At 31.2% G+C, this 24,311-nt stretch carries 25 protein-coding genes and 1 riboswitch; of the genes, 9 read left to right on the forward strand and 16 right to left on the reverse strand.

The window, feature by feature from the left end:
• Positions 1–155 precede the first annotated feature (155 nt).
• Positions 156–926 (forward strand): carboxypeptidase regulatory-like domain-containing protein, encoded by a 771-nt coding sequence (locus RR539_RS02700; protein ID WP_332473071.1) that lies wholly within the window; start codon positions 156–158, stop codon positions 924–926.
• Here the strand turns inward: RR539_RS02700 and RR539_RS02705 are convergent.
• From RR539_RS02705 to RR539_RS02725, 5 genes are read right to left on the reverse strand one after another with little or no spacing between them, the layout of a single operon-like run.
• Positions 923–1,348 carry a hypothetical protein gene (locus RR539_RS02705; protein WP_332473070.1) on the reverse strand — a complete coding sequence of 142 codons (426 nt, stop codon included), beginning with the start codon at positions 1,346–1,348 and terminating at the stop codon, positions 923–925. The genes RR539_RS02700 and RR539_RS02705 overlap by 4 nt on opposite strands.
• On the reverse strand, positions 1,348–2,103 hold the full coding sequence (locus RR539_RS02710) for an EFR1 family ferrodoxin (protein WP_332473069.1): 756 nt from the start codon (positions 2,101–2,103) through the stop codon (positions 1,348–1,350). The genes RR539_RS02705 and RR539_RS02710 overlap by 1 nt, the downstream gene beginning before the upstream one ends.
• A 12-nt stretch (positions 2,104–2,115) precedes the next feature.
• A complete protein-coding gene (locus tag RR539_RS02715) occupies positions 2,116–2,289 on the reverse strand; it encodes a hypothetical protein (protein ID WP_332473068.1) in 174 nt (57 codons plus the stop codon).
• Between the two features lie 46 nt (positions 2,290–2,335).
• Entirely contained in the window at positions 2,336–3,481 is a 1,146-nt protein-coding gene (thiI, locus tag RR539_RS02720; RefSeq protein WP_332473067.1) for a tRNA uracil 4-sulfurtransferase ThiI, read from the reverse strand.
• A complete protein-coding gene (locus tag RR539_RS02725) occupies positions 3,481–4,623 on the reverse strand; it encodes a cysteine desulfurase family protein (protein WP_332473066.1) in 1,143 nt (380 codons plus the stop codon). The genes thiI and RR539_RS02725 overlap by 1 nt, the downstream gene beginning before the upstream one ends.
• 157 nt (positions 4,624–4,780) lie before the next feature.
• On the opposite strand from RR539_RS02725, the gene iadA reads away from it, so the two are divergent.
• From iadA to RR539_RS02745, 4 genes are all read left to right on the forward strand, one after another.
• A complete protein-coding gene (iadA, locus tag RR539_RS02730) occupies positions 4,781–5,929 on the forward strand; it encodes a beta-aspartyl-peptidase (RefSeq protein ID WP_332473065.1) in 1,149 nt (382 codons plus the stop codon).
• A gap of 21 nt (positions 5,930–5,950) precedes the next feature.
• Positions 5,951–7,267 carry a methyl-accepting chemotaxis protein gene (locus RR539_RS02735; RefSeq protein ID WP_332473064.1) on the forward strand — a complete coding sequence of 439 codons (1,317 nt, stop codon included), beginning with the start codon at positions 5,951–5,953 and terminating at the stop codon, positions 7,265–7,267.
• Positions 7,268–7,371: 104 nt separating this feature from the next.
• Complete coding sequence (locus tag RR539_RS02740) at positions 7,372–7,815, forward strand: cell wall hydrolase (protein ID WP_332473063.1); 444 nt, start codon at positions 7,372–7,374, stop codon at positions 7,813–7,815.
• Positions 7,816–7,832: 17 nt separating this feature from the next.
• Positions 7,833–8,306, forward strand: a complete 474-nt coding sequence (locus RR539_RS02745) for a hypothetical protein (protein WP_332473062.1) — start codon at positions 7,833–7,835, stop codon at positions 8,304–8,306.
• Between the two features lie 59 nt (positions 8,307–8,365).
• On the opposite strand, the gene lysA is transcribed toward RR539_RS02745, so the two are convergent.
• From lysA to RR539_RS02775, 6 genes are all read right to left on the reverse strand, one after another.
• The gene (gene lysA / locus RR539_RS02750) at positions 8,366–9,655 is read right to left on the reverse strand and encodes a diaminopimelate decarboxylase (RefSeq protein WP_332473061.1); all 1,290 of its coding nucleotides are present in this window, start codon (positions 9,653–9,655) and stop codon (positions 8,366–8,368) included.
• Positions 9,656–9,755: 100 nt separating this feature from the next.
• Positions 9,756–10,436, reverse strand: coding sequence for an ABC transporter ATP-binding protein (locus tag RR539_RS02755; protein WP_332473060.1), 681 nt, complete (start codon positions 10,434–10,436; stop codon positions 9,756–9,758).
• 2 nt (positions 10,437–10,438) lie between these two features.
• Positions 10,439–11,128, reverse strand: coding sequence for an ABC transporter permease (locus tag RR539_RS02760; protein ID WP_332473059.1), 690 nt, complete (start codon positions 11,126–11,128; stop codon positions 10,439–10,441).
• 48 nt (positions 11,129–11,176) lie between these two features.
• Complete coding sequence (locus RR539_RS02765) at positions 11,177–12,004, reverse strand: extracellular solute-binding protein (protein WP_332473058.1); 828 nt, start codon at positions 12,002–12,004, stop codon at positions 11,177–11,179.
• Positions 11,997–12,115: riboswitch (molybdenum cofactor riboswitch) on the reverse strand. Its footprint overlaps the gene before it by 8 nt.
• A 65-nt stretch (positions 12,116–12,180) precedes the next feature.
• Positions 12,181–12,525 carry a DUF1634 domain-containing protein gene (locus RR539_RS02770; RefSeq protein ID WP_332473057.1) on the reverse strand — a complete coding sequence of 115 codons (345 nt, stop codon included), beginning with the start codon at positions 12,523–12,525 and terminating at the stop codon, positions 12,181–12,183.
• A 1-nt stretch (position 12,526) separates the two neighbouring features.
• The gene (locus RR539_RS02775; RefSeq protein WP_332473056.1) at positions 12,527–13,360 is read right to left on the reverse strand and encodes a sulfite exporter TauE/SafE family protein; all 834 of its coding nucleotides are present in this window, start codon (positions 13,358–13,360) and stop codon (positions 12,527–12,529) included.
• 204 nt (positions 13,361–13,564) lie between these two features.
• Here RR539_RS02775 and RR539_RS02780 point away from each other — a divergent pair, with 204 nt between their 5' ends.
• The gene (locus tag RR539_RS02780) at positions 13,565–14,605 is read left to right on the forward strand and encodes a hypothetical protein (RefSeq protein WP_332473055.1); all 1,041 of its coding nucleotides are present in this window, start codon (positions 13,565–13,567) and stop codon (positions 14,603–14,605) included.
• A 25-nt stretch (positions 14,606–14,630) separates the two neighbouring features.
• Here RR539_RS02780 and RR539_RS02785 read toward each other — a convergent pair whose 3' ends face one another.
• The gene (locus tag RR539_RS02785) at positions 14,631–16,052 is read right to left on the reverse strand and encodes a DUF445 family protein (RefSeq protein WP_332473054.1); all 1,422 of its coding nucleotides are present in this window, start codon (positions 16,050–16,052) and stop codon (positions 14,631–14,633) included.
• A 167-nt stretch (positions 16,053–16,219) separates the two neighbouring features.
• Between RR539_RS02785 and RR539_RS02790 the strand changes: the two genes are divergently transcribed.
• Positions 16,220–17,611: a L,D-transpeptidase family protein gene (locus tag RR539_RS02790; RefSeq protein WP_332473053.1), complete on the forward strand. Its 1,392-nt coding sequence runs from the start codon at positions 16,220–16,222 to the stop codon at positions 17,609–17,611.
• Positions 17,612–17,742: 131 nt separating this feature from the next.
• On the opposite strand, the gene RR539_RS02795 is transcribed toward RR539_RS02790, so the two are convergent.
• On the reverse strand, positions 17,743–17,997 hold the full coding sequence (locus tag RR539_RS02795) for a hypothetical protein (protein ID WP_332473052.1): 255 nt from the start codon (positions 17,995–17,997) through the stop codon (positions 17,743–17,745).
• 167 nt (positions 17,998–18,164) lie between these two features.
• Here RR539_RS02795 and tyrS point away from each other — a divergent pair, with 167 nt between their 5' ends.
• Positions 18,165–19,382, forward strand: coding sequence for a tyrosine--tRNA ligase (gene tyrS, locus RR539_RS02800; protein WP_332483390.1), 1,218 nt, complete (start codon positions 18,165–18,167; stop codon positions 19,380–19,382).
• A 63-nt stretch (positions 19,383–19,445) separates the two neighbouring features.
• Positions 19,446–20,942 carry an EAL domain-containing protein gene (locus RR539_RS02805; RefSeq protein ID WP_332474302.1) on the forward strand — a complete coding sequence of 499 codons (1,497 nt, stop codon included), beginning with the start codon at positions 19,446–19,448 and terminating at the stop codon, positions 20,940–20,942.
• 36 nt (positions 20,943–20,978) lie between these two features.
• Here the strand turns inward: RR539_RS02805 and RR539_RS02810 are convergent, their stop codons facing one another.
• From RR539_RS02810 to folP, 3 genes are all read right to left on the reverse strand, one after another.
• Positions 20,979–22,835 carry an LTA synthase family protein gene (locus RR539_RS02810; RefSeq protein ID WP_332474303.1) on the reverse strand — a complete coding sequence of 619 codons (1,857 nt, stop codon included), beginning with the start codon at positions 22,833–22,835 and terminating at the stop codon, positions 20,979–20,981.
• Positions 22,836–23,007: 172 nt separating this feature from the next.
• The gene (folK, locus tag RR539_RS02815; protein WP_332474304.1) at positions 23,008–23,466 is read right to left on the reverse strand and encodes a 2-amino-4-hydroxy-6-hydroxymethyldihydropteridine diphosphokinase; all 459 of its coding nucleotides are present in this window, start codon (positions 23,464–23,466) and stop codon (positions 23,008–23,010) included.
• On the reverse strand, positions 23,459–24,304 hold the full coding sequence (gene folP / locus RR539_RS02820; RefSeq protein WP_332474305.1) for a dihydropteroate synthase: 846 nt from the start codon (positions 24,302–24,304) through the stop codon (positions 23,459–23,461). Before folP ends, folK begins: the two co-directional genes overlap by 8 nt.
• Positions 24,305–24,311 lie beyond the last annotated feature (7 nt).

The raw sequence follows: 24,311 nt of genomic DNA on the forward strand, positions 1-24,311 counted from the left end.
ATATTTAATAATAAAATTTATATACTACATTAGAAACTATCCTTTGTTTATATTAGCAATTTAATATATGTAATATATTTATTTAAAAAGTTCTAAACAATACTCTTTAATCATAGAATTTTAATAATTCTATCATTAAAGGTGTGAATATTACTGTGTTTCGAATAAAAACTACCTGTAGTCAAATAAAAATAAATTCCACTATAGACCCACATAAATATACATTCCCTATAATATATGGTATTGTAACTAGTAAAAATAAACCATTATATAATGTTTGCATTAGTATTACAACCCAATCTCTCGAACCTATAACCTGCTGTTATACTGATACTCAAGGCAAATTTCAAATAAATGTTTCTTTACCAAACATCATTTATATTTTAGCTTCGCATAAAGGATATAGAATATACTCTAAAAAACTAATAATAAATAATATATGTTCCCCTTATAATATAAAGTTAGAAAAAGAACCAGATTATAAAAATATAATAATTGGAAAAATAGTTGATGAAAAAAATAACCCTATATCCTATGCTAATATCTCAATTAAGGAACTAGGTATACAGATTTTTACCAACGAAAATGGGGATTTTATTATTGATAATATTCCACGGGGTACCTATCATTTTTCTGTCACTTCCCAGTTTTATAAATCATGTATAAGAAAGATTATAGTAAATTGTACTCAAAATGTTTATAATTTAAAAACAATTATGCTAACTGGAAAACTAATATCAGGTACAGTACACGGTCTTATTCAATGCGACAACAGTAATCCAATTCCTAATGCACTTGTTGTTCTATTTGATGCGGCTAAACATATTCCAATACGGTATACCTATACTAACCAAGATGGTATTTATTTATTTGGAAATGTTCCCCTTGGTGAATACTTTATAAAAGCCAATAAGACTAATATTTAATCAGTACTTATTGGCTTCAAATTTGAATTTATATTAATTTCGCCCTCTTCAATTACATCTCCGTAAAAAATGTTCTTTAAAGGACATCTACTCTTAAGAATGCTTTCTATATTACAACCTTCAAAGCATCTTTTAGATATATTAGTTACTATAATCTTAGCCTTATCAATAATAATAACGTCACCTATAGAAATATCCATATTCCCATCTATTATTATATTAGCATTAAATCTTTTAGTACAAAGTCCGTTAATCTTATCAATTTTCTCAAGATCATCCTTAAAAATAAATGATAAATTACGTCCCTTTTTAGAGGACTTTTTGTCCTCCTTTATTCCAACTTCCCTTGTTAAATATATACTACTTGGGTAATTCTCCACATCATCAGCTGACTTGTAGTATATCTTATATATACTTGCCATTATAATCTATATTGGTCAATTTTATGACCCTTATATAAAAACGCATTAACAGGACATGTATGCACACATTTTAAACACCCAATACAGTCTTCCCTAAATATAAATTCATCTGCCACTGTAATATTTTTAGTTGGGCAGTTTTTTGAACATTTACTACACATAACGCATTTATCCATGTCAACAGTAAGATTCTTTTTTGCCCATGTCTTATACTTTTTAGTAAAAATATTATGAATAGGTCTTGCAGCTATTTCCCTAACTTTTGAACAGTCTACTAATGTATTAACATTATTTAAAAATCCGTTAACTATTCTATCAACATGATCCTTTGCCCCTTCTTTTTTAAGGTTAATTTCTTCCTTAGTAGGCTTTTTAAATCCCTTTGCTAAGAAGAAATTATTTGGCATTAAAACTTCTGCCTCTATAGCTACTTTATAGGATTTACCTTGAAGAATCTCTCTAACCTCTCTTATGGCTACACTACTATTTCCACCTGGAGTTGATATAATAATGGCGCTACGGTTATTCCCTTCTGGTAGCTTATTAACTAGATAATCAATAAAGTATCTTGGAAATAAGTCTACATATACAGGTGCTGCAAGTATTAAAAAATCATAGTCATCTGTAATATTTTTTTTCTTAATAATATTTATATTTTTAATTTCAACTTCATTTTCTTTAAACTTGTCCTTAAATAGCCTAGCTACAAATTCTGTGTTTCCTGTTCCTGAAAAATATACAATACTTCCCTTCATGATGTCCTCCTTCTAGCTATCTAGTCTATCCATAGGTGATTCAGTTTCCCTACACCATCTAACCTTAATACAAACACCAAGGTTTCTTGGACAAAATCTACATAGACAATCTCTTAAGTCACCTTCACATCTACCTGTTTCAAAGTCTTGGCACTTTTTACAGTTACTATTAATTATCTTTTTCATATATCCCCCTAAAAAAGGCATGAAGACTCTCTTCATGCCTAGTTTCTTAAAGTTTAAATATTTCTGAGTCTCTAACAGCTTCCTCAAGCATTTCTTGAATATTTTCGATTTTTGTTTCTGATGCTTCAATATCCTCAAGTCTTGGCTTAGTCTTAGGGTGTTTTGGAACAAATATAGTACAGCAATCTTCATATGGAAGAATTGATGTTTCGTATGTTCCAATTTCACGGCTAATATCAACTATGTCTGTTTTGTCCATACCAACAAGTGGTCTAAATACAGGCATTTGAACAGCAGCATTAGTTACATACATACTTTCAAGTGTTTGTGATGCTACCTGGCCTAAACTTTCACCTGTTACAAGAGATAGCGCACCTTCTTTTTTACAGATCATCTCTGCAATTTGCATCATATATCTTCTCATTATTATTGTTAATTCATCATGACGACACTTATCTATAATATCCATTTGTATCTTAGTAAATGGTACTACATATAGCTTCATTCCACCTGTATAAGTTGAAAGAATCTTAGCAAGGTCAATAACCTTCTCCTTAGCTCTTTCACTTGTGTATGGATGTGAGTGGAAGTAAATTGATATAATCTCAAGTCCTCTCTTAGCCATCATATATCCAGCAACAGGGCTATCTATACCACCTGAAAGTAGTAATCCTCCCTTACCTGCTGTTGAATATGGCATTCCTGCAACGCCTTTGATTTCCTTAGAAAATACATATACTCTATCACGTACCTCTACTCTTACAACAACCTCTGGGTTATGTACATCTACCTTTAAGTGATTCATCTTAGAAAGAATTATTCCTCCAACCTTTCTTGATGTTTCCATTGAGTTAAGTGGAAATGACTTATCTCCCCTTTTTGACTCAACCTTAAAGGTTTTAACGTCTCCTAGTTCCTTAAGCTGGTTAACAGCAGCTTCTCCTATAGCCTCAGGGTTCTTCTCTACAACATCCGCAACTGATACTGAAAGAACACCAAAAGTCTTTCTGATTAAATCTATGTGCTCTGGGTTTGAACTTTCAATAAATAATCGCCCTGAATCCTTTTTCATTACTATGTCGTTACCAATTTTGTTCTTAATTTTCTTAATAAGCATATTTTCAAAGCTTTTTCTATTAAGTCCCTTAAGAGTAATTTCACTTGCAAATTTAACAAGTAGTAATTTTTCCATTATTTTATCCTCCTTAAAAAAGGTAGTACCTTTTTAATTGCATCTATTGTCTTATTAATTTCTTCAACAGTATTCATATGTGAAAAACTAAATCTAATGGTTCCCTCAACATATTTTGGTGAAAGTCCAATTGCTGGAAGTACATAATTCTTATCTGAGGCCTTCTTAGCTGAACAAGCTGACCCTGTTGATACGAATATATTATAATCCTCTAATGAGTGAAGTAATACTTCTCCGCGAACTCCACCAAAAGATACACTTAATATATTATCAACATGAAGTTCATCAACTGGGCTATTTATTATTATATCATCAATTGATAAAAGCCCCTTAATAAAATGCTCCTTAAGTCCTCTTATATACTGTTTATTCCCTTCAAAGTTCTCCCTTGCTATTCTAGCTGCAACTCCAAAACCTGATATACCAGGAACATTTTCTGTTCCACCTCTTCTATCCATTTCTTGACCCCCACCTTGAATAAGCGGTCTTAACACTAGGTTCTTCTTAACATATAGTGCCCCAACGCCTTTAGGTCCATGTATTTTATGACTACTTAGTGATAAAAGATCTACATCCATTTTTATAACATCAATTTCTACCTTAGATAGAGACTGAACTGCATCAACGTGAACCTTTGCTTTCTTAGACTTATCACGGACTATTTTAACTATATCAGAAATAGGTTGAATTGACCCTATTTCATTATTAACATGCATAACTGATACAAGCTTAGTATTACCCTTAATACTTTCTATAAGCTTTTCCAAGTCCACTATACCATTTGAATCTACTGGAAGATATGTAACCTCCACTCCGTCCTTCTCTAATTCCTTAAGTGTTTGAAGCATGCTTTTGTGTTCAAACCCTGAAACAATAACATGATCCCCGCTTTTAACAAGACCCTTTATTGCAGTATTATTTGACTCACTTCCACCAGATGTAAAAATAATATCTGTCTGTGCTGAATTTATAAGCTTTGCAATACTTTCCCTTGAAGTTTTAATCTTCTTCTCCGCATCTATTCCCATCTTATACGCTGCTGATGGATTTCCATAACAGTTCTCTAAGCAGTCTACAACTTCTTCAACAACCTCCTTATAAGGTTTTGTTGTAGCGCTATTATCTAAATATATAATATCCATAAATATCGCTCCTAAATCTACTCTTAAGTATTTACCATAACTATTATAATGTAAAATTAGATTTTTTTATATGGTTATATTAATTTTTTTAATAACTATAGTATTCACATGTTAAAAATATAAATTCTGGGAAAGCTAATTAAAATTTAATTTTGAGGTGATTTTTTTGATTCTTATTAAAAATATTAATATATTCACACCTGAAAGCATTGGTGTACTTGATATCCTCATTAGTGGAGAAAAAATTATACATATTGATAAAAATATTAATATCCCAAGCACATTTCCTGAATATACTGTTATAAATGGAGAAGGCCTTTATGCCCTTCCTGGTATTATTGATCTTCATATTCATATTTCAGGAGCAGGTGGAGAAGATGGATTTTCTAGTAGAACCGAGGAACTTAAATATCCCTCTATTGTTGAAAGTGGTATAACCACAGCTATAGGGTTGCTCGGTACTGATGGTTCTACAAGATCTATGGAAAACCTTCTAGCTAAGGCATATTCCCTTGAAGAAAGAGGTCTTACTACTTATCTTTGGACTGGTTCCTACCAAATTCCACTTGTACCCTTAACAGAGGATATTAAGAAGGATATTATATTTATACCTAAAATAATTGGAGTTGGAGAACTTGCAGTTAGTGACCATAGGGGTAGTCACCCCTCAACCTATGACCTTATTAAGATTTGTAGCATGACTCGTAACGCAGGTCTTATTTCTGGCAAATGTGGTATTACCCACTTCCACCTAGGTGATGGCAAGGAAAAGATGTCCCCTATATTTAATATAGTTAATAACTCTGAAATACCACTATATAATATACTACCAACACATATTAACCGTAATACTCCTTTATTCTTTGAAAGTATTGATTACTGTAAAAAGGGTGGCTATGTTGATATAACAACAGGTATTAGACCTGATGGAGATGATGTTGTTGACCCTCCTATAGCATTTAAGCAGTTACTTGAAAGTGGATGTAATGTTGATAATATAACTATGAGCTCCGACTCAGGTGGTAGTATGCCTATATTTGAACCTGATGGAACTCTAAAGTCTATTACCACCTCTCCTCCAACAACCAATTTAGATGTTTTTAGGGATCTCGTTCGTGATGGAATGGATATATCAACTGCTATTACTCCTTTAACATCTAGCCCTGCTAAACTACTTAAATTTAAAAACAAGGGATACATAAGTGTAGGCTTTGATGCTGACATTATGATACTTGATAACTCACTTAATCTTAAGTCCTTAATAGCTAGAGGAAATATACTATATGATGACTATAAACTAAGTTAATTTTATTTATGGGGGGATAATATGCTTTCGTTTTTTAGAAATCTTAAACTATCATACAAAATCCTAATTGGCTATTTATTAGCTGTTTTATCTATTTTAATAATTGGGTTAACTAGTATATATGGAATGTTTGCACTTAATAATGCGACACATGAAACAGAGGATATTATTTTTTCGAAGTTTACTAATTTAACACTTATTATAATGAGTGTATCTGCAGTACTTCTAATTGGACTTGGAATATTCCTATGTATTGTACTTAAAGGACAGATTAAAGGTATACTCTCCTTTTCAAAGGATATTGGCATGGGCAACCTATCTTACAGACTATCTATTTACTCAAGTGATGAATTTGGCACTCTAGCTAGTTCTTTAAACACTTCTGCTGATGGTATACAGTCACTTGTTTCTGACATGATAGATACTGCAAATAAACTTAACAACATATCTAGGGAAATTTCAGATGGAATAAATAATGTTACATCAAGAGTTGATTATATTAACTCTTCAACTAAGGATATTTCAAGGGGTACCCAGGATTTAAGCGCCTATACCCAGCAGGTCAATGCATCTATACATGAAATTAATACTATTGCACATAAGTTTTATGAAGAATCTAAGCTTCAAAGTAATAATTCCTCTAATATTCAATCTAAGGCCAAAACAACTAAAAAGCAGGGTGAAACATCCTATAGTGAACTTAATCGTGTATATTCTGAAAAGCAGGATAGAATTAAGGTGTCCATAGAAAAAAGCAAGGTAGTCGATCAAATCCACAGCATTGCACAGTCTATAGGTAATATTGCAAACCAAACAAACCTATTAGCACTTAATGCTGCTATAGAATCTGCAAGGGCTGGTGATCATGGCAAGGGATTTGCAGTTGTTGCAAATGAAGTTCGTAACCTTGCTGAACAAAGTAGTGAATCAGCAGAAAGTATTAAATCTCTTACTGAAGAGGTTTATAAGGCATTTAATGAACTTCTACAAAACTCACGTGATATTCTAGAGTTTATAGAATCAAAGGTTAGATCCGACTATTCCCTTTTAATTGAAACAGGTTCCCAGTATGAACTTGATGCAAAATCTGTTTACGAAGCATGGAATACCTTTACCTATGAAGCTAAGGTAATTTCTGACTCTATAGAACAGGTAGATGGTGCTGTAGATAAGGTTTCAAGTATAGCCGACTCATCTGCCGAAAGTAGTAATAATATTCTTAACTATACCCAAAATGCAAATGATGATGTTTATAAAATATCTGAAAAAATCTCAACTCAAACTATTCTTTCAGATAAGCTTCTAAACATTTCTAATAGATTTAAACTTAAAATTTAGAATAATATAAATAGGAGTTTTCTCTCCTATTTTATTTTTTTTGGAACATTTTAAATATGTTTTGTATATATTAATAGTGATTAAGACTTTGAGAGGTGAAATCGATGCCCCTTACTGACAGAGAACTTTTTGCAAGAATGCTGCAATGTGAAGCTGAGGGTGAAGGCGAAACGGGAATGAAGGCAGTTGCTGCTGTTATCATGAATAGGGTAACAGTACCTAATGGTGAATATCATAGAGTTAATCAAGGGGATCTTAGAAAGGTACTTCTTCAACCTTATCAATTTACCTGTGCACTTTCAACGGTAAATGGTAAACCAAACCCTCAAAACATATGGAATATGTCACCAACTCAAATTCAATATGATATTGTTGATTGGGCTTTGGCTGGCAACAAAATTTATGGTGTTGAAAAAGCACTATGGTATTACAATCCCTTTAGCCCAAATTGTGCTACTTATTTTCCAAAAAACAAAAGTGGGGTTTTTGCAACTAGAATAGTTCAGCACTGCTTCTATGACCCTACACCGAAATATGCAACAACTTAATTATTTAGGAGGTTTATATGTCAATTAATAAAAAATCATATCAAGATGAAATATTCGAAACAGATAGCTTTGAGGGCTCATACTATTTTCCACCAGTATTTGCATCAACTGATGACTTATACTCTGATGATGTATTAGATCAATATAGAGAAGAAACTTCTTTTAATAGCTCTTCATCTATGGATAGAATCGATGCATCTGGTTCACTGCTTGGTCTTGGTATTAACCCTTCAACAAGTCAAATGGAGCCTACCTTTGATAATAAGGGATATGTTCAATCTTACTTAAAAAGCATTATCGGTAGATATATAAGATGTGAATTCCTACTTGGAACTAATCTGTTAACAGATAAAGCAGGTGTGTTAAAAGAAGTTGGTATAAACTATTTCGTTTTAGTAGATGCTTCTAGGGATGAAGTTATGTGTGATTTATATTCACTTAAATTCGTTACTACTTCAACTGCAGTTGATCCTGTTCCATTACCAAGATAAAACTAAATATTTATTTATAATGAAGAAAAGCAGAGACCTAGCTCTGCTTTTCTTATTGTTTATATATCATTTCTTACGATATCCTCGTAAGTTTCTCTCTTAACTATTAGCCTTGAACTTCCTTCACTTACCATAACCACAGCTGGCTTTGGAAGCTTATTATAATTACTTGACATTGAATAATTATATGCCCCTGTGCTTAATACTGCAATATGCTCAGTTGACTTTCTCTCAGGCATTTCAAAGTCCTTAATAAGAATATCTCCAGACTCACAGCACTTACCTGCAACTGTCACTGTTTCAGGTGCTCTATCTGCATTTTCAACCGCTAGTGCAAGATATTTCGCACCATATAGTGGTGGTCTAGGGTTATCAGTCATTCCACCATCAACACTTATATACTTTCTAACACCTTCAATGTTCTTAATAGCTCCAACTGTATAAAGTGTAACCCCTGCTTCTCCAACTACCCATCTACCTGGTTCTATAATAACCATTGGTCTAGTAAGATTAAGCTCCTTAAACTGCTTGTCTACCTCACTATTCATAAGTTCAGTAAAGTATGCAACGTTAAGTCTTCTATCCTTTTCAGTATAATAAATACCGAATCCTCCACCTAGGTTAATTTCTTTAATTTCTATGTTAAACATATCTGTTAACTTTCTATATAGCTTAGCTAGCACTACAACTTCTTTTCTAAAAACATCGTTATCAAGAAGCTGTGATCCAACATGGGCATGTATACCTCTAAAGTTTATATACTTACAGCTTAGAAGCTTTTCTACTGCAACTTCTAGGCTTCCGTCATTTAGAGAAAATCCAAACTTAGAATCCTCATGACCTGTTTTTATAAATTCGTGTGTATCTCCCTCAACTCCTGGTGCTACTCTTACCATAACTCCAGTTATCTTTTCCTTTTCTGATGCGTATTTAATTACATTTTCAACATCATAAAAGTTATCAATTATTATTCTTCCAACACCAAAATCAACTGCCATTTCAATTTCATATGGCGCCTTGTTATTTCCATGGAATACTATGTTTTCCATAGGAAAATCTACTGAGTTTGCAGTAAACATTTCTCCACCTGATACAACGTCAAGTCCAAGTCCCTGTGATGCAATTAATCTACACATAGCCTTATTTGAAAATGCCTTACTAGCATATACAGCAAATCCATTATATTTATCAATGTGATTCTCTCTAATTTGCTTACATCTATTAATAATATCTCTTTCATTCATAACATATAGTGGACTTCCATATTCTTTTAGAAGATCTAGTGCGCTGCAGCCTTCAATTTCTAATACCCCATTACTGTCCCTAGTTAAAAAGTCATAACCGTACATTTCTTTTCCTCCTCTTGTTTTGTATAAATAAACTACTTCATATTATTTTAATAGAAAAATTTCTAAAAAACTAGATTTTTTTCATAAAAATTAAGTTTTATCAAATATTAACGTTTCCTGTAAACTCTAAAAGAGTTTTTATACTATCCCTCTTTAAAGCCTCTGCCTTAAGGCTTTGAGATAGAGATCCATTATCAAATTCAACTAAATAATCTCCAATTCTTAGAGCTTGAAAAATATTATGAGTTACTATTATAATTACCTTGTCCTGTTTGTTTTTTAACAAAATTTCCTCAAATATCCTACAAGAATCACTATCCATATTAGAGGTTGCCTCATCTAATAAAAGTATTTCACTTTGTTGGTGAAGAGCTCTTATAAATGATACTTTTTGGGCTTCCCCCCCTGAAATCCTTTTAGCATTTAAATCTAATATACCCCTTATTCCAAAAACCTCAATTAACTCTTCTATATTAATATTAGATTTTTTATCTATTTCACCTGACATTTCAATATTCTTCTTAACAGTAAAGTTAAACATATATGGCTTTTGATGAACATATGAAAGCTTACTTTTGTATTTTTCAATGCCTAGTCCTTCATAATCGATACTTCCTAAATATCCACTATCTAGTCCACCAATTATTCTAAGCAGGGTGCTTTTACCGCATCCATTAGGACCAACTAAAGCATATATATTTCCCTTCTTAAAGGTAAATTCCTTAATATCTAAAATACTTCTTCCGTTAAATTCTTTTTTAAGATTTTTAAGATTAAGCATCCCTATATCTCCTTTGTAAATCTTAAGGCAAAATGATTAATAATCAATGCTATTAATATTAATATTATTCCAATAGCTATGGCACGGGAGAAATTTCCCATACCTGTTTGCAGCATAATATAAGTTGTCATAACACGGGTTTTACCTTCTATATTTCCTCCAACCATTGAAACTGCTCCAACCTCAGAAATTGCACGACCAAACCCAGCTGTTATAGCTCCAAGTATTTGAAACTTCATTTCATATATAGTGTAATATATCTTGTGATATTTATTCCCACGAAGGGATGTTAATGCCTCATATACCTCAATTCCCTTAGTTGAAGAAATATTAATTACAAACCCACAAATTATAGGTGTAACAAGTATACACTGTGCTATTATCATAGCAGGTACTGAAAATAATATATTAAAATCTCCAAAAGGACCACTTCTTGATATAAAAACATAAACTAAAAGACCTGCAACAACAGGTGGTAGTGACATAAAAGTATTTACTATTTTAATAACCGTTCTTTTGCCTCTAAAGTTTTTGATGCCCACATACAAACCAATAGGAATTCCAATTACCGATGATATTACTGTTGATGCTATTGAAACATAAAGTGATAAGAATATAATCTCATAAATGTATTTATCAAAACTTAAAATTAGTGTTATAGCCTCACTAAAGGCTGAAAATAAATCCCTCACTATAAACACTCCTATAAAAATAGGGGTATCATCGATACCCCTAAAATATTACTTCTTAGCGTTTGGTGTAAATAAAGCCTCTCCGTACTTATCCTTACCAAATTCACCTATTAGCTTTTGTCCTTCTTCTGAAGTTACAAAATCTATAAGAGCCTGAGCTCCATCCTTGTTTATTGAATCATTTTTGCTATCATTAACAGCTATAATTCCGTATTGGTTCTTAAGATCATCACTCTTTTGGTAAGTAATATCAAGTGAACCTAGCTTATCCTTGTTAGCAAGGTAAGTTGCTCTATCTGAAATAGTGTAAGCATTCTTCTCATTAGCCATCATAAGTACTTCTAGCATACCTTTTCCTGCTGATATGTAGTTGTCACCAGACGGCTTAATATTAAGCTTTTTCCAAAGCTTCTTCTCAAACTTATCTGTACCTGAGTCATCTCCTCTTGATACAAATGTATTCTTGCTATCATAAATAGCCTTAAGTGCATCCTTTGCATCCTTAGCGTCTTTAATCTTAGCTGGATCATTTTTAGGTCCTACAACAATAAAGTCATTATACATAACTTCTATTCTTTCAGCTCCATGACCTTCTTTAACAAATTTCTCTTCTGAGTCCTTTGCATGTACTAGAACAACATCAACGTCTCCGTTTTCCCCAAGCTTAAGAGCTTGCCCTGTTCCTTTAGATATAACCTCAACCTTATATCCTGTTTTTTCTTCGAATCTAGGTAACAGGTAATCAAGTAATCCTGAATCCTGTGTACTTGTTGTTGTTGCAAGTCTAATTGGCGCCTTAGCCTCTTCCTTGCCACATCCTACTAGTAAGCCAACTGCTAATATTATAGTTAGCATAATACTTAGTAATTTTTTCATTTAATTCACCCCTTTTCAATAATGGAAGGCATTAAAATTTCTAATAATACCCTAACGTTATTACATTCATAGCACTGCCTTAGAATGTAATACTCGAAGTGTTCCATTTGGAATTATATCAAATGAACATAGACTCTATCAATATTAACGTCAAAATATATCGGTTTTTGTAATTACTACACTATAAAGCCAATTAAGAAACTTATACTAAGTATTATAAGCACAATTATAGTTATACATACATATGTCCTATCTTTTTGCTTATAAAACATGATAAGACTAGCTATAATTCTAAATACAGGAGTTAATATTAGTACTAGTAATCCAATCATAATTATATATGAAGGGTGAAGATTAGCTGCACTAGTAAAAACCATAGAAAAGCTTATATTATCGGTATTAAAGTCACTATTACCTGTTATAAATAATAGGCTAATTCCTAAAATAATTATTAAGGAGCTTATTACAACCCCAACCCTTAATACCCTAATTATAATACTTTCAACATTTGAACCTTTCAAATTATATTACCCCCATTCCCTTAAGAATCATTTCTATTGCCATATATACAATAATCGGGATAAATATAAGTCTAAGTGTTCTCGTTTTCATTCTTTGCATAAGTCTTGCACCAAGGAAAGATCCACATAATACACCTAGTGCAACCGGTCCTGCAATTAACGGGTGTATATCCCCTCTAAAGAAATAAATTGTAGCACTTGCAGCTGCAGTAACTCCCATCATAAAATTACTTGTTGCAGATGATACCTTTAGGGGAAGCTTCATAAATGTGTCCATAGCAATAACCTTAAAGCTACCACTTCCTATTCCAAGAAGTCCCGATGCAACACCTGCTCCTACCATAATAGAGAATCCTTGTTTAACTTTTTTTCCCTTATAATAAATGGTCTCATTAGAGGCCTTATCATAAAACTCCCCACTTAATGAAAATCTCTCTGCAAGTGGGTCCTCCTCTATAGTATTATCTACTGAACCTTTTCTATTTTTGATCATATTAATTGCAGAGTATACAAGTAGTGCTCCAAATATTATATATAAAAACTCCTCAGGTATAACTCCTGCAAGTAAAGCTCCTACTATAGCCCCTATAGTAGTTGCCATTTCAAGAAACATACCAATTCTAACGTTAGTAATATTCTCTTTTATGTATGCTATTGCTGAACCTGTTGAGGTTGCTATAACTGATATTAAGCTAGCACCAATTGCATACTTAATATCAATACCAAATAAAATAGTTAATGCAGGAGATAATATCATTCCACCACCAAGTCCAAGTAGAGCTCCCATTCCCCCTGCAATTATACTAATAAGAAATATTTCTATAGTGAATTCCAAGCTATCAACCTCCTTTATCACCTAAAATATCAATAAAATTATATCATATAATACCACTTAAGATAAATTATCTTAATTAATTCTATATTATTACATTTTTATACCTTGTTATACATATACTTTACATAGTATAATTAGGTTATATAGTATATTGTAAGTAAATTAGACATTTTTATATATAAAATTATAAAGGAGAGTCATAGAGTGGGGATTTTTAGCTTATTCTTTAAAAAATCGGACTCTTTAATTGAAGAGGACACTACAATCATTGAAACAGTAGAAACCATTTCAAACAAAATAGAAGTTATTTATGAAAGTGGTTTTTTATATAAATCTGAAAATAGTTATATACCTGATATAGATATTATGGAGGTTGCTGTTCCTATTGCCATGGATATTTTCAAAGATGAATATACAGTATATTCAACTGAGAAGATTATAAGTAGTATGATGCATAACCTATCATTTAATATATCTATTCGAAAAGAAATATATTTAAGTATGTATGGTAACTATCCATCACCTGAGAATTTCTGCTCTATAGCAGACTCTGAGGTTAAACTTCTAGATGTTTCATTTATACAGGAAATTATTGATGAAGATATTACAGCTGATACATATGGAAAACTAAGACAAACCCTAATTAATACATTTAATGAATGCGGTAAAACAGACCCTTATTTCAATTCTATATATAGGGTTTTTAGTGATTACTTTAATACATCTAGTATTGAGAGTATGGTTAGTATTATTCAAAACTCTAACTATACACCTATATTAACTAAATATGAAAGTTCATTAAAATATATAAGCAAACCATACTTCTCACACCCAGTTGAGGATATTATGGTTGTTGGTGAAGCTTGTCTTTCGGATGTACTTTCACAAAAATATAATTTTGATGCTACATTAAAGATTCTTTGTAATGCGGTTAATCATATTCACGTTGGTATACAAAGCAGAATAAATAGCTATGAAAATATTACTTCACTAGAATATTTATATGAAATAGAAAACGGAATTAAATTATCTGATGAGTATTTAATTACCCTTATAGATAAAAATATAATAGATGAAACAACTTATTTAACTATTCAAGATGTGTTAATTAATATGTTTTCAAAGGCTAGTTCATATGACCTATATATAGAGTCTATTACAACTAAGCTTATATCTTATATAGATAAGAATATCCTATTCAAACAATATATATGCCAAAATTTATATAGCATATTTGAAAAATAACAAGGCAAAAGCCTTGTTATTTTTGTTATCTTATTAAAATTGTAACTATCCCTATAAAAGCTCCAAGTACTGCGCCAAACATTGTTATAGCACGAAGCTCCTTATTAACTATAGATAAAATAATACCCTCAGCATATCTAACATCAAATTCTACTATTTTATTCCTAACAATACTTGATATATCAATGTAAGCAAGTATACTATCTATTCTCTCTGATAAAAACCCTAATATATTATCTGTAAATGAGTTTGTATAAATACCTATCTTATTCTCATCTATATTATAAGTATTAAAAGGCTTATTAATAATCTCCTCTACTCTTTTAAAGATAAATACCCTTATAATATCTAATACAGATCCACTATATGCAAAATGCCTTATCTTTTGGTATATTAAGCCCTTAATAGATGCTGAAACTTTATTTTCTACACCATTAATACCCTCCTCAATAAATAGTTCAATTATATTATTTAACTTAGAAGAGGTAATTCCCTTTTTAATTAGGTCATTTATATTAATAGTTGATTCAATATTGCTTATTATAGGCTTAACCTTAATAAACTGTATATTGTAAAGCCCCTTAACTATGATTTTTAATAGTTCTACCCTATTCTCTGTATCATTAACATAGTCTTTAATTGCCTCATTTGCCCTGTCACCTATAGTGTCTACTGATAGGAACATAGACACAAGTGACCCTAGTTGACTTTTAATAATCTTTGTTGCTGCATTTTGTATAGCTTCTTTAGTCTCGTCCTTATCAAGTATTCTATTAATCTCTAGTATTATTCTATCCTCATTATCTAGTATTAATGATTCACACTTAATATAGGGCACTTCACCTAAAATATCACATAGACAATCATCAGTACTAATACCTTCTATAATAGAATCTAAAACTCCACTAATATTATTAGAGGTTTTATCACTACTAAGTGTAGCCTTTATCTTTAAAAAAATTGTATTTTTAATTGCTTCTCTATTATTTGTTAATATTTGGTTAGCCTCACTATAAATAAAATCAGATAATAGTTCAATATTTCTTTCTTTTTGAAGGTTTTTCCTAATAACTTGAAGAATATAATCAGTAATACTATTTTCTAAGCTAGAAAAGCTTTGATCTCTGGTTATTAATGACTTAATTGTTCTGTCCGATAAAAGCAAATCATTAATATGTTTTGATAATGTGTTTTTAATTGTGATCTTTGTCTTCTCTTTAGTTAATAACTGCTTTAAATATTCCTTATTTAAAATGTGTGATGAAATAGCATCTGATATGCTTATAGCTATTCTTTCCTTTTCTTTAGGGATAATTCCTGGAGTAAATGGTACCCTGATACCTAAAATTCTAACCTCATTGTAGGGTCTAAATAGCATCTTTATAGCTATATAATTAGTAATATAGCCTATAATACTACACATAATTATGGTAAATACATTATCCATTGTGTCACTTCCTCGTAAAATTTATATAACACAGAGAATTCTACATTAATTTACTATATCCAACAAGTAAAATAATTAATTAATTATAAATAAATTAAATTTGTTAACAAATTTTATACTTATTGGTATATAATATATTTGCTTAGATATAAAGGGGGATATAATCTATGAAAGCGAAAAAATTACTCTGTACGTTAATTACTATTATACTAATTAATGTACTATCTTTCGGTAGCCTATCTGGCATAGTTTCAGCTAAGGCAATGACAAGAACCGATTCATTAATAGGTTCTACCGATTCTTCAGAAATTATACTTAATTCTATTACTTGTAATAAAACAACTCCAGTACAACCTAACACTGAACTAATATATACAATAGATGCTACTGGTACTAACCTTACATATACATATGAAATGTATTATAATGCTAAGGTAGTAAAGACTTTATCTACTAAAGATAATACATTTAGCTATATTCCAAAGGATACAGGATTATACTATATAGCTGTTAAAGTTGAGGATGCTACTGGAAAGTTTGTACAAGCTGTTTCAGATAGTATTGATGTTGAAAAACCTTATATTCCACTTAAGATTCAGTCATTTAAGGCTAGCACAACATATGACTATACTAATAAAACTATTAAGTTTAACGTTTCTGCAACAGGTGATAAACTAAAATATGTGTATGAAGTTTATAAAGACTCTACAAAAATATATACATCAAAGCAAACAACTTCAAATGCATTTAGCTATTCATTTAATAGTGCAGGAAACTATAAGGTAAAATGTATTATTACAGATTCAAAAACAACTGAATCAATATTCTCACCTATAGTTAAAATAGTTAACAGAAAGCCTGTTAAGCCTCCTACTCCATCAGTAGAAAGCTTAGTAAAGCCTTCAGTTGTTTATGCTACATTAAAGAAAAGTGTATCTATGGTTAATTCACCATCATCCCAATCTAAAATACTTACACTTTCTAAGGGTGTAAAGGTTGAAATATTAAGTGATAAAGATGGGAAATGGTACAGGGTTCGTGATACTAAATCAGGTAAGATAGGCTGGGTAGCAGGTTCATATCTATCAATACCTAAGGACCCTCCAACTAATAAAAAAAGATTATCTAAGGCACAACTTGAAGAGTATGTAAATAAGAAGGGCTTTAATAGTAATACTAAACACTTTATATGGGTTGATATTGATAGACAGTTAACAAACGTATTTGTTGGTAGTAAAGGATCCTTTAAGCTTTTAAAATCAATCTCTTGTTCAACAGGAACTAATAAAAACCCTACTACAAGGGGAACATTTACTGTTAGAGGACGAGGTAGCTGGTTCTCAGCTCCATCTAATCCTAAAGTAGGTGCTAAATACTTTGTACAATTTAATGGTTCCTATCTATTCCACTCTACACTATATAGTTCATCAAACAAAAACAAGTCAGTAGACTCAAGGGTTGGCGTTCGACTATCACATGGATGTATTAGACTTCCTATTAATGAAGCTAAGTGGATATATGACAATATAAAATCAGGTACTAAGGTATTTGTAAACTAAAAAAATCTATGGTCCTTGGCGGTGGTCATCCCATTGACCATGAATAAAAATATTTTTATAAAAAACAAAAGGAAGCAATACCTGCTTCCTTTTGTTTTTGTAAAATAAGTTAGACTTATTATTCCGTTAATTTATATTTCTACTATGTCTTTAACGTCATCTTTGTAAATATTAATCATCTCTCCGTCCTTCTCAGGAGTTCCGTTAAGTGCAGCATTCATATCGTCTGATGTAATAAAGTTAAGGTTCTTAATATTCTTTGTAAAGAAGCAGTACTTTCCTACAATATTTAGACACTCCCATATATCCTTAACGTTATCTAAGTTATATCCATATGTAGGGTCATTTTCATATTCTGTTCCATCCTTAAGTATAATCTTTATCATAATTTCCTCCTAGTGCCATTACCTATTTTAAGATGATTTTATCACTTTTTGTACTTTCAGTAAATATAAGACCTTCACTGATACACATATATTTGATAAATAATTACATGTTTGATAAAATGACTTTATACGCTAAAATACACACACCTATTAGGAGGTTTTTTTAAATGTCAGTATTTGATACTTTAAAGGAAAGAGGATACATAGCTCAGCTTACACACGAAGACGAAATTAAAGAATTACTAAAAAAAGAAAGAGTAACTTTTTATATAGGATTCGACCCAACAGCTGATTCTCTTCATGTAGGACACTTTATAGCTATGATGTTTATGTCACATATGCAAAAAGCAGGTCACAGACCAATAGCACTTGTAGGTGGCGGAACTGGTATGATCGGAGACCCAAGTGGTAGAACTGATATGAGAAACATGCTAACTAGGGAAGATATTGACCACAACGTTAGCTGTATTAAGAAGCAAATGGAGAGATTCATTGATTTTACAGATGATAAGGCTATTCTAGTTAACAACGCTGATTGGTTACTAGACTTAAATTATGTTGATTTTATTAGAGATATTGGTATGCATTTCTCTGTTAATAGAATGCTTTCTGCTGAGTGCTTTAAGCAAAGACTTGAAAAGGGACTTTCATTCCTTGAGTTTAACTACATGTTAATGCAGGGATATGATTTCTACGTTCTTCACCAAAAGTTCGGATGTAAAATGCAGCTAGGTGGAGATGATCAATGGTCAAACATGATAGCTGGTATGGAACTTATTAGACGTAAGGACCAAGAAAGTGCATTTGCTATGACTTGTACCCTTCTTACTAATAGTGAAGGTAAGAAAATGGGGAAAACTCAAAAGGGTGCTCTATGGCTTGATGAAAACAAAACAACTCCATATGAGTTCTACCAATACTGGAGAAATGTTGCTGATGCTGACGTTGAAAAATGTCTATCACTTCTTACGTTCCTTCCAATGGATGAAGTTAGAAGACTTTCTTCACTTGAAGGTTCTCAAATCAACGAAGCTAAGAAGGTTCTTGCATTTGAGATCACCAATTTAATCCATGGTCAGGAAAAGGCTCTTGCAGCTCAAAAAGCTTCAGAGGCACTATTCGAAGGATCAGGTAACCTTGATAATGTTGAAGCTGTTGAAATTTCAAGGGAAGACCTTGGCAGATCACTACTAGATATTTTAGTTTCAGCTAAGCTTATTCCATCAAAAAGTGAAGGAAAGCGACTTGTAACTCAAGGTGGTCTATATGCTAATGACGTTAAGGTTGAAGACTTTAATCTTCCTGTTGTAGAGGATATGTTCAATGATGGACATCTTCTTGTTAGAAGAGGAAAGAAAAAGTACAATAAGATACTAATTAAATAATCCTTTCATATAATAGATTAAGATTTATTCTTAATCTATTTTTTAATTTACCTGGAGGATATTATGAAAATTCCATATAAACAAAAACATTTATATCTAAGGCTACTACTTACACTTGGCATAATAGGTCTTATATTTCTATCTATATTAACTGCTGCTTTATTTGCTGATCATCTTATTTATATTAACTCTTCTCAAAATAGTAGCCTTGAACTGTTAATTCTTTTCTTTTCTATTGTATTAACATTTATTATTTTACTTCTAATAGATAACCTAAGACTTAAAAAATCCTTATATACAGACTCTCTAACCAATCTTCCAAATAGAATTTTTATTGAAAGATCTATTAAAAGTCTTAAATCCTCAGCTAATTCATATATTATTTTTATCGATTTTGACAACTCAGACTGTCTTTATAAAATCCTAATTAGAGAGGATATTAATGAAATTATTAAATCCTTTTCAAACACCCTCTTTCAAAAGGTAAAACCATATGGACATGTAACAGGGAGAATTGAAAAGACGAAATTCTGTATACTTGTTAAAAATCTTAGTTATAGAGATCTTTTACACTTTGCTGACTATATTTTTAAAAATCTTAATAATCATCAAATCAACTATAAGAATGAAAACTATGATATTAATATAAATATTGGTATTTCACATATTAAAGAGAATCAGACCCCATTATATAGCTTCTCCCATGCTGAAATGGCTCTAACTAAGGCACGTGAAAACTATAAAAAGAAAATTGTATATTTAAGTCCTGAAGATATCGAGAAAAATATATGTGAAATTCATAAGATGAGTAGAGTTAATACTTCTATAAAAAAAGCCTTAAAAGAGAATCGATTTATGCTCTACCTTCAACCTATTCTTAACGTTAACTCATCCTCTATATCACATTATGAAGGCCTTATAAGGATGATAGATGAGACAGGAGCCTTTATTTCACCTGGGGAATTTATTAGCGTTGCAGAAAAGTATGGGCTAATACCATATATAGATAAGTGGGTATTTGATAGAGCTATAACTTTTTTAAAAGATAGACCAACCATAAAAATATTTATTAACTTTTCGGCTGTAACACTTAATAATAATGAAATTCTTAAATATTTTGAGGATGTATTAATTGACCTTAGACTTCAAAAAATCCCTATTAATCTAGGTATAGAAATTACTGAAACAGCCGCTATTGAAAACCTTGAACCTGTTAAGAAGTGGATGGAGATATTTAAAACCCTTGGGTGTACAATAGCACTTGATGACTTTGGAGTTGGCTATACTTCACTATCATATCTTGGAAGCCTACCAATTGACTTTGTTAAAATAGATGGGTGCTTTATTAAAAAAATAACCGAGGATGAGGGACAAGAGTCTATTGTTAAAGCTATTAAAATGGTTTCAGAAAAATATAATAAGAAAACTGTTGGTGAGTTTGTAGAAGATAAACAAATACTTAATAAGCTACATGAACTTAAAATAGACTTTGCACAGGGATATTATATAGGTAAGCCCTTCCCCTCACTTGATATTGATAAACAAGTATATAATTTTTAAGGCAGGATAAACCTGCCTTGTTATTTTTATTATTATTTATTTTAAATTCTTAAGCAAATTACACTTTATGATATGTTCACTTAAATCATAGTATACTTCTCTTTTATTAAATAAATTAAAGTAATCCTTTTTATTTAATACACTTCCATCTTTTCTTGAATAAACCTTATCATCCTCTGCAATATATATAGCATCATCGTTAAATATACTACCTGCACTATTAACTGCAAATCCATTTTTACTGTTTAGTAAATCACGTCCTAATGTGTATTTATTATCTATATTAAGTAGATTTGCAAGTGTTGGGTACATGTCATACTGACCTGCAACTGCATTAACTTCCCCCTTAATATTACTACCTGGTATATGAATCATAGAAACAACCTTTTGGGCTTCTTCCCATTGAAGATTAGTCATAGTATCACTTCCATACAAAAGCTTTGCAAGCTCCCCTTTTCTATCAATTGATACCCCTCCATGATCTCCATAAATAGCTATTATACTATTATCATATAATCCCTCTTGTTTAAGTTTTTCTAAGAACTTACCTAGCATTTCATCTGTATATCTAGCTGATTTAATCATATTCCCTGTAACAGTTCCCTCAAGATCAGAAACATTCATATAACCATTAAGTTTACCCTTAGTATCCATAAATGGATAATGACTTGTAAGACTTATCATAAAACTATAAAAAGGCTGCTTATAAGACTTCATCTTCCCTATTGCTTGATTAAAAAATGACTCATCACTAAGCCCTAGTATTAATTTTTCATCTATATTAAAACTTAACTCACTTTCGAAAACATCAAATCCAAGTGACCTATACATTAAATATCTATTCCAAAACCCTGGTCTATTTGCATGCATTACAGATGTATAGTATCCCTTTTCCTTAAGCTTCTTAGGCAATGATTCATACGTGTTACCTGAGTAATCTGTATAAACAGACTTATCACTTAAAGGTAATAATGATGTATTGGTTAAAAACTCAGCATCACTTGTTCCACCTGCACCTATCTGAACATAACAATTATTAAAATTTACACTTTCCTTTGATAATTTATTAAGATTTGGTGTTATCTCAACACCATTAATACTTCTATTTAATAAAAAACTTTGAAATGCCTCTAGCTGAATTACAATTAAGTTCTTCCCCTCTGCTATTCCTTTATACTTAGGACTTTCATTAGGCTTTTTATCAAAGAACTCTACTACTTCATTCATATTGTTACTATGGTTATTTACTTCTATAACTTCATTAGATCCTTTTGCCTTGTTTATTTGACTAATAAGATCAACAACGCCATAGTTAGCAAGACCTGCTTCCTTAACAATCGTTTTCTTATCATAGAAATTCTTAAGTATTCCAGGTTGTGACTTATTTAAAGATGTGGTACTTATATAACAAAGAAATATTCCAAACCCTGATACTAGAATTAACTTTAATATAGAATATTTATTAATTTTGTTTTTGCTGTATATTTTACCCTTCCTCATTAGATATATAATAATAAATATATCTAGGAAAATAAATATATCGTATATCCTAGGAAATAAAAAAATCTTTCCTAATATCTCCATAAAATCACTATGAAAAAATATTCCACTTGTGAAAATATCACCGTAACATCTATTTACTAAAACGTTTAAGTAAATGGCAAAACTAAAAACTATATTACAAATTAAAAGAAATCTTGCCCTGCTTTTTCCTTCTAAAACAAGTGAAATACCTACAAAAAATAATGTACTACCCAAACACCCAAATAGAGTGTAATATCCTATTCCACTAATTCCAAGTATAAAATTACATGCTACTAACTTTATCATAATGATTATTGAAAAAATCATTATATCCTGATTATTTCTTGAATATATATCTAACCTACTCAAATGTATCCTCCAAATAAAATATTATCTGTTAAATTATAACACATTTATCAAATATTTTTACATATATTATATGTTATATCATATTTTTGTATAATATATCTAAAAAAAGAAGTAGCTTTAGCTACTTCTTTTTTATTCGTATATCACATAAACAACTTATATTATAATTAAATTACTTCTTAAGTTCGCTTAATAATTGACATATAGTCTTATTATGTCTTGGGTTTATCTTGTCCGGACATAAATCATTTAGAGGCTCTAGTACAAAAGTTCTATTATGCATATCAATATGTGGAACCTTAAGGTCCTCATCATCATGAACCTCATCATTAAACATTAATATATCAAGGTCAATTATTCTTGGGCCCCATCTTATAAGTCTAACTCTTCCAAGATCCGCTTCAATTGATAGAAGTGTTTCTAAAAGACCACGACAATCTAGTTGAGTCTCAACTTCTAATGCACCGTTTAAAAATGGTTCCTGATCTGTATATCCATATGGCTCTGTTTCGTACATTTTTGACTTCTTAAGTATTCTAACACCTCTTTGCTCTAGCATTTCAAAGGCATCTTCTACTGCTTTATGTCTATCTCCAATATTACTACCAAATGCTATATATGCTCTATTCATTTCTAAATACCTCTGTCATTCTTGCTGCTCTATAGTTTTCCTTAACATCGTGAACTCTTATCATCTCAATTCCTCTATCAGCAGCGTAACAAGTAATAGCCATAGTTCCCTCTAGTCTTTCTTCTGCCGGAAGATCTCCTAGGGCATATCCGATCATACCCTTTCTTGAAGCAGCTAGAAGTATTGGCATATCAAACTTGTAGAATGTTTCTATGTTTTTAATTATATCAACGTTATGCTGGTAATTCTTACCGAACCCAATACCTGGGTCTAGCATAATTTTATCTCTACTTATTCCCTTTGAAAGTGCATAATTAATTCTTTCCTCAAAGAACTGGCTCATCTCTATAATTACATCATCGTAATGTGGATTGTTTTGCATGTCCTTTGGAGTACCCTTAATATGCATTATAAATACTGGCACATTATATTTAGCAACTACATCTGCCATGTTCTCATCAAATGTAAGTCCGCTAATATCATTAACAATATCTGCACCAGCTAAAATAGCAGCCTCAGCAGTTTTTGCTCTATATGTGTCAATTGAAATTATAACTTCCTTATTAACTTCTCTAATAGCTTCAATCAGGGGTACTACCCTTGATATTTCCTCATCTACATCAACAGGCTCTGAACCTGGTCTTGTAGACTCTCCTCCTATATCAAGTATATCTGCACCATCCTCAATCATCTTAAGAGCAGTTTCAACAGCTACATCTACAGATGAAACCCTTGAACCTTCGAAAAATGAATTAGGAGTAGCATTTAATATACCCATTATCTTCATATTATCAAAATTATAGGCTTTTCCGTCTTTTAAAGTGACACTTTTTCTCATTTAAAAC

This window comes from Clostridium sp., from assembly GCF_036639235.1.
Taxonomy (GTDB): Bacteria; Bacillota; Clostridia; order Clostridiales; family Caloramatoraceae; genus Clostridium_AB.